The 5050-nt window shown below is 55.5% G+C and carries 3 protein-coding genes; 1 reads left to right on the forward strand and 2 read right to left on the reverse strand.

Going from position 1 to position 5050, the window contains the following annotated elements:
* Window positions 1–367 precede the first annotated feature (367 nt).
* The gene (locus tag RC85_RS24765) at window positions 368–1501 is read right to left on the reverse strand and encodes a glycosyltransferase family 2 protein (protein WP_068267463.1); all 1134 of its coding nucleotides are present in this window, start codon (window positions 1499–1501) and stop codon (window positions 368–370) included.
* Window positions 1501–2274 (reverse strand): lysophospholipid acyltransferase family protein, encoded by a 774-nt coding sequence (locus RC85_RS24770; RefSeq protein WP_235033143.1) that lies wholly within the window; start codon window positions 2272–2274, stop codon window positions 1501–1503. The genes RC85_RS24765 and RC85_RS24770 overlap by 1 nt, the downstream gene beginning before the upstream one ends.
* Window positions 2275–2472: 198 nt before the next feature.
* Between RC85_RS24770 and RC85_RS24775 the strand changes: the two genes are divergently transcribed.
* A complete protein-coding gene (locus tag RC85_RS24775) occupies window positions 2473–4332 on the forward strand; it encodes a cation:proton antiporter (RefSeq protein WP_068267469.1) in 1860 nt (619 codons plus the stop codon).
* Window positions 4333–5050 lie beyond the last annotated feature (718 nt).

Consider the following 5050-nt stretch of genomic DNA (forward strand, 5'->3'; position numbering starts at 1 on the left):
CGAGTTACGGCAATGTGCGCAACGCCGTAACTCGCTATGGCTCGCTACGGCCTACTTTCAACGGTCGAGACAAGTTGGCAACGGCACATTTCCCTGATCGCCAGCATGTAGGCCGTAGCGAGCCTTAGCGAGTTACGGCAATCTGCGTAACGCCGTAACTCGCTATGGCTCGCTACGGCCTACTTGCAAGGGTCGTGACAAGTTGACAACGGCACATTTCCCTGATCGCCAGCATGTAGGTCGTAGCGAGCCTTAGCGAGTTACGGCAATCTGCGCAACGCCGTAACTCGCTATGGCTCGCTACGGCCTACTTGCAAGGGGCGTGAAAACTTGACAACGACACATTTTCATCACGCCAGGGCCAGCGCTACTTTCGTCCGCGCCATGCAACTTGGTAGCCGATGATCGATTGCAGAAACGCGATCCACTGCAAAACAATGAACACGGCAACGGCGATCCAGTGAAACGCGACGCCCAAAAACGATTGCTGAAACCGCTTCGCCGCAATCCATCGCGGTAAATGACCTAGCACGATTCCGACGGCCGATACGATCAACAATCCGGGACGTCCCGCGACGACCGCAACCACCGCCATGGCCGCCGGCAAGACGCTGCCGCCGACCAGCAGAATTGTGAACGGAATAATCAATCGCACGTTAGCGATTCCCTCCGTCGCATTCTTTAGCACTCCGCGAACGACCTCCCTTGCACCGTGGTACATTCGACAAACCGCGATCGCAGAACCATCCACGACATCGGTTGACAATCCGGCGTCTCGGTAGAGCCGTGGCAGTTTGATGCCGTCATGCCGAGACGCCGCAATGCCTTGATGCGTGCCAGCGGTCTGGTAATCAGCCGCACGGGTACAAAACAATTGCCCGCAACCCGATGCGTACGCCGCAGAAGTGCTCTTTCGCATCCGTGAAAATGGCAGGTAGCAAAGCAAGACATAGTGCATCATCGGAATGATCAGCTTTTCCAACCACGTGCCGGTTTCTTGACGTGGGAAAGCACTCAACAATCGAGCGTCATGTTTGTTTTGATAGGCGACCAAACGAGCGACGGCATCGGGTGCCAAGCGAACATCGGCGTCCAGGAAAAGCAACCGATCATGCTTGGCTAACTTGGACAACTGGAAACACGCATGCTGTTTTCCGTTCCAGCCTGATGGCAATTCTGGACTCGATGCATATCGCAACCGATCATCGCCGCTGGACAACATTACGCTAGACAAACCTTGGACAATTGCGGCAGTGTTATCGGTGGAATGATCATCCAGAACGACGACTTCAACCTCGACGCCCTCGCTTGCCAAAGCTGCACTGACGCTGGCCAGAATTCCTGACTCCTCGTCACGAGCCGGAATCAACACCGATACTTTCTCATTGACCTCCGTATCGACATCACCATCACAAAGTTGGTCAAACGCGGAGACGTTGTTCAGGAAGCCGGCTGCCGCGATGGCGGCGAGCACGAGTCCGATCACGGCCAAGGTCATCATCAAAATTGGTTTCCATGTTGACTCTGGAACGGTTGCCCCGTGACCCAAGATTTTGATCGGCGCATCAAGTCGTAAACTCCGCCCGCACCGGTTTTTCCTCGCAGCAAATTATCCATCGGTGACGAATCACGAGCGATCGCCAGCGTCGCTAAACAGTTTTGGTTCTGTCGCATCACGTCAGTCAGATGATCGTTCCACTGCGACTTGTTCCAATCGGAATGATCAGCCAAAGCGATCGGTTTACTAAACCGAGCCAAGCAAACAGGCGATCGTTCGTCCCAAAAAACATACTCCAGTGCCATCGCGACCGCGCAGCCACGTACGTTCCGGTGACAGAGATGCGCCAGCCCGGGCATCAGCGTTTCGGTGTGATCTCGAACATCCGTGAACCGGCCTTCGGGCGTGATCCAGAGTGCGGCATCGTCGCGCGACAGAATCTGCTGACTGGTGCTCAGAAACTCCGATGCACCACTGCGTTTTCCTAGATCGACTCCGAAAAAACCAAGCTTGCCGAACACTTTGTACTTTTGAAGCGCTTCGGCATCGATGGGAGCGAAAAACTGTCGCCCGCCAAAGAGTGATCGATTCAAGAAGTGTCCGATCAACGGATCCCACCACGACGGATGATTACCGAACACAATCACTGGCTCACCGGGAATCAAACCACCATCGTTGTCGGGCCGAGCGGTGCGGTCGACCGCGATCGCGTGAAAATGCCGACTCAAATAGCCGCCCAAAAACCGGTGGAATCCGTTCTGGAACCAATCGGCCACTGGCGGAATCGATGTTTCGGATGAAGGCCTGGGCAAAGTCGATCTTGGTGGGTGGCGGGACGCTGTTGGGGAAGCAGTTCGGGCGAGATTGATTGGTCCGTAGTCTATCGAATGATTCGGATTCGCCCAGGCTTCCGTCAAAGGTGCTTGCGAATCACAATGCTGATCCGACGCCGTCCTATTTTTCGCTGCGAGCCCATGGATTTCTTACTCTACCTAGCCATCGTTCCAGCGTTGGGTGTCGCAGCCCAGTGGATCGCCTGGCGCACCAACCTGCCCAGCATTTTGTTGCTGCTGTTGTTTGGTGTCGCATTGGGGCAGTTCGTAAAGCCGGACACTTACTTGGCGGAATTAACGGCTGGCGACGTGAACGCCGGCCCAGAAATACTGTTTCCGCTGGTCTCGTTGGCCGTCGCAGTGATCATGTTCGAGGGTGGGTTGTCGCTGAAGCTTGGCGAAGTCCAGGAAGCTGGCGGCGCGGCGCTGCGTTTGTGTACGATCGGCGCGGTGGTCACGTGGCTAAGTTGCACGTTGGCGGCCCACTATTGCCTCGATTTTTCTTGGCAAGTTTGTTTCCTGCTAGGTGCAATTTTAACGGTCACGGGGCCTACGGTCATTGGCCCGCTGCTTCGACAGGTCCGGCCGACGCGACGAGTTGCCGCAACGTTGAAGTGGGAAGGCATTGTGATCGATCCAATCGGCGCAGTTTTGGCTGTGCTGGTGTTCGAGCATCTGGAGCACTCGTTGCTGGACGCTGGCAGTGCCTCACTGGGTTCAGCCGGATGGTTGCTGGTTCAAACGGCATTGATAGGCACGGTCCTAGGTGTAATCGGTGGTGTCGCCCTGACCGTTGCGCTAAAACGTTTTTGGTTGCCTGACAACCTTCACGGCGTCGCGGCACTTTCGATCGGTTTGCTTCTGTTCGCAATCAGCAATTACTTTGCACACGAATCGGGATTAATCACCGTCACCGTGATGGGCATGTGGTTGACGAACCAGCATGGGTTCGAGATCGAGCACGTGATCGAGTTCAAAGAGAACCTGCGTACGTTGTTGATCGGTTGTCTGTTCGTCGTGCTTGGGTCACGAATCGACCTGATGGACGTTTACGATGTCGGTTTACCGGGCATCGGTTTCTTGGCCGTTTTGATTTTGGTGATCCGCCCATTGGCGGTTTTCATTTCGCTGGTTGGTTCCAAACTGGATTATCGCGAGCGTACGTTTGTTGCAGGGCTTGCACCGCGAGGGATTGTTGCGGCGGCGGTGAGCAGTGTGTTTGCGTTGGAACTGGAACGAACCGCTGGCATCGATTTACCCGGTGCTGATCAATTGGCGACGGTCACGTTTTTGGTGATTGTTGGCACGGTCACGGTGTACGGCTTGGCGGCTGCGCCCCTTGCAAAGTGGTTGCACCTTGCTGATGAAAAAACCAACGGCTTGTTGATCGCCGGTGCCGACGGTTGGGTGCGAGACTTCGCGTTGCTTTTTAAGAAAGCTGACATCCCAGTTTTGTTGGTGGACACGAACTACAACAAAGTCTCACAGGCCAAGGTCGATGGATTGGATGCGGTTTGTGCCAACATTTTGAATGAGGGCGCGCGAGAAGAATTGTCGTTGGCGGGGATCGGAAACTTTTTAGCGATGACGCCCAATGACGAAGTCAATTCGTTGGCGGTGAAGGAATGCCGCGAATTCTTTGGTCGTGCGGGTGCCTATCAAATGACGTTCAATGTCGCAAATTTGCACGAGCGCCGCGGCATGACGAAGAACCTGATGGGACGTGAACTCTTTGGCGAAGGATTGACGTTTTCCAAAATCCGTGATCAGCACAAGATGGGCGCGAAGTTCAAGTTGACCGCCCTGAGCGATGAATACTCGTACGACGATTTCCGCAAACGCTACCGAAACGGTGCGGATCTGTTGTGCGTCATCACGTCCGACGGCGTCGTGAAATTCAACACAGTGGGCCATCCGCAAACCCCAACCGCCAACGACCGAATCATCGCACTCGTCGCCTCGATCCCAATCCCGGACCAACACGAATCGCAAGAAGCCTAGCCCGAAAGCTGGATCCTGACAGACTTGTCGGCAGACGTTGTGTAGTTGTGTAGGCCATAGCGAGCCATAGCGAGTTACGGCATTTTGCAGCCCTACCGTATAACGCTGCGACAGCATGTATTTCCGGAAAACCACGGCACTGAACCGCCGAACCGCGTGGGCATGGGCCGCTGGTGCTTACGTTAGCCCCGGATGGGGCGTTAGCACTCTGCCGGTGGCCATTGGCCACCGGTGATCAAACCAAAACCCGAACCCGAACTTGTGCCGGAGGTTTAGTCGAGCTGAAATTTGCTCGCTATCGCCCCTGCCGGGGCTTTGGTTTTTTGCGTTTGACTCCGTGGGTCAAGACCCACGGCACCGTGCTGTCGCCCCATCCGGGGCTAAAGGGGGCTGATAAAAATGTGTCGTTGTCGACTTTTAGTAGTCCATGTCAGCTCAATCTTCGGTTAGGAGGTAGCGGAAGTCGCGTAGACTTTCGGCGTCCCCCTCGTAGCCGAAACTCTTGGCGGCTTGTTGAACTATCTCGTTTTCGATGGGTTTTGGGGTGGTTTCCCCCTTACCCCCGCTGCGCTCATCGCGCAGCGGGAGCCGCGTTAAGTCGTCGTGTCGGGTTGGAGGGATAGGCGGACGGGGGAAGGCACGATGCTCAGGCCAGGCTGCTAAGGAAAGCCACAACCCGATCCGAGATGACGCTCCAGGATCGTCAGGTTGAAGGCCA

Origin of the sequence: Rubripirellula obstinata (assembly GCF_001642955.1) — a bacterium.
Classification (GTDB): Bacteria; Planctomycetota; Planctomycetia; order Pirellulales; family Pirellulaceae; genus Rubripirellula; species Rubripirellula obstinata.

Bases quoted from the DNA above. Each gene is read 5' to 3' on its own strand.
- RC85_RS24775 (WP_068267469.1), top strand. From the start codon at position 2,473: ATGGATTTCTTACTCTACCTAGCCATCGTTCCAGCGTTGGGTGTCGCA.
- RC85_RS24765 (WP_068267463.1), bottom strand. From the start codon at position 1,501: ATGATGACCTTGGCCGTGATCGGACTCGTGCTCGCCGCCATCGCGGCA.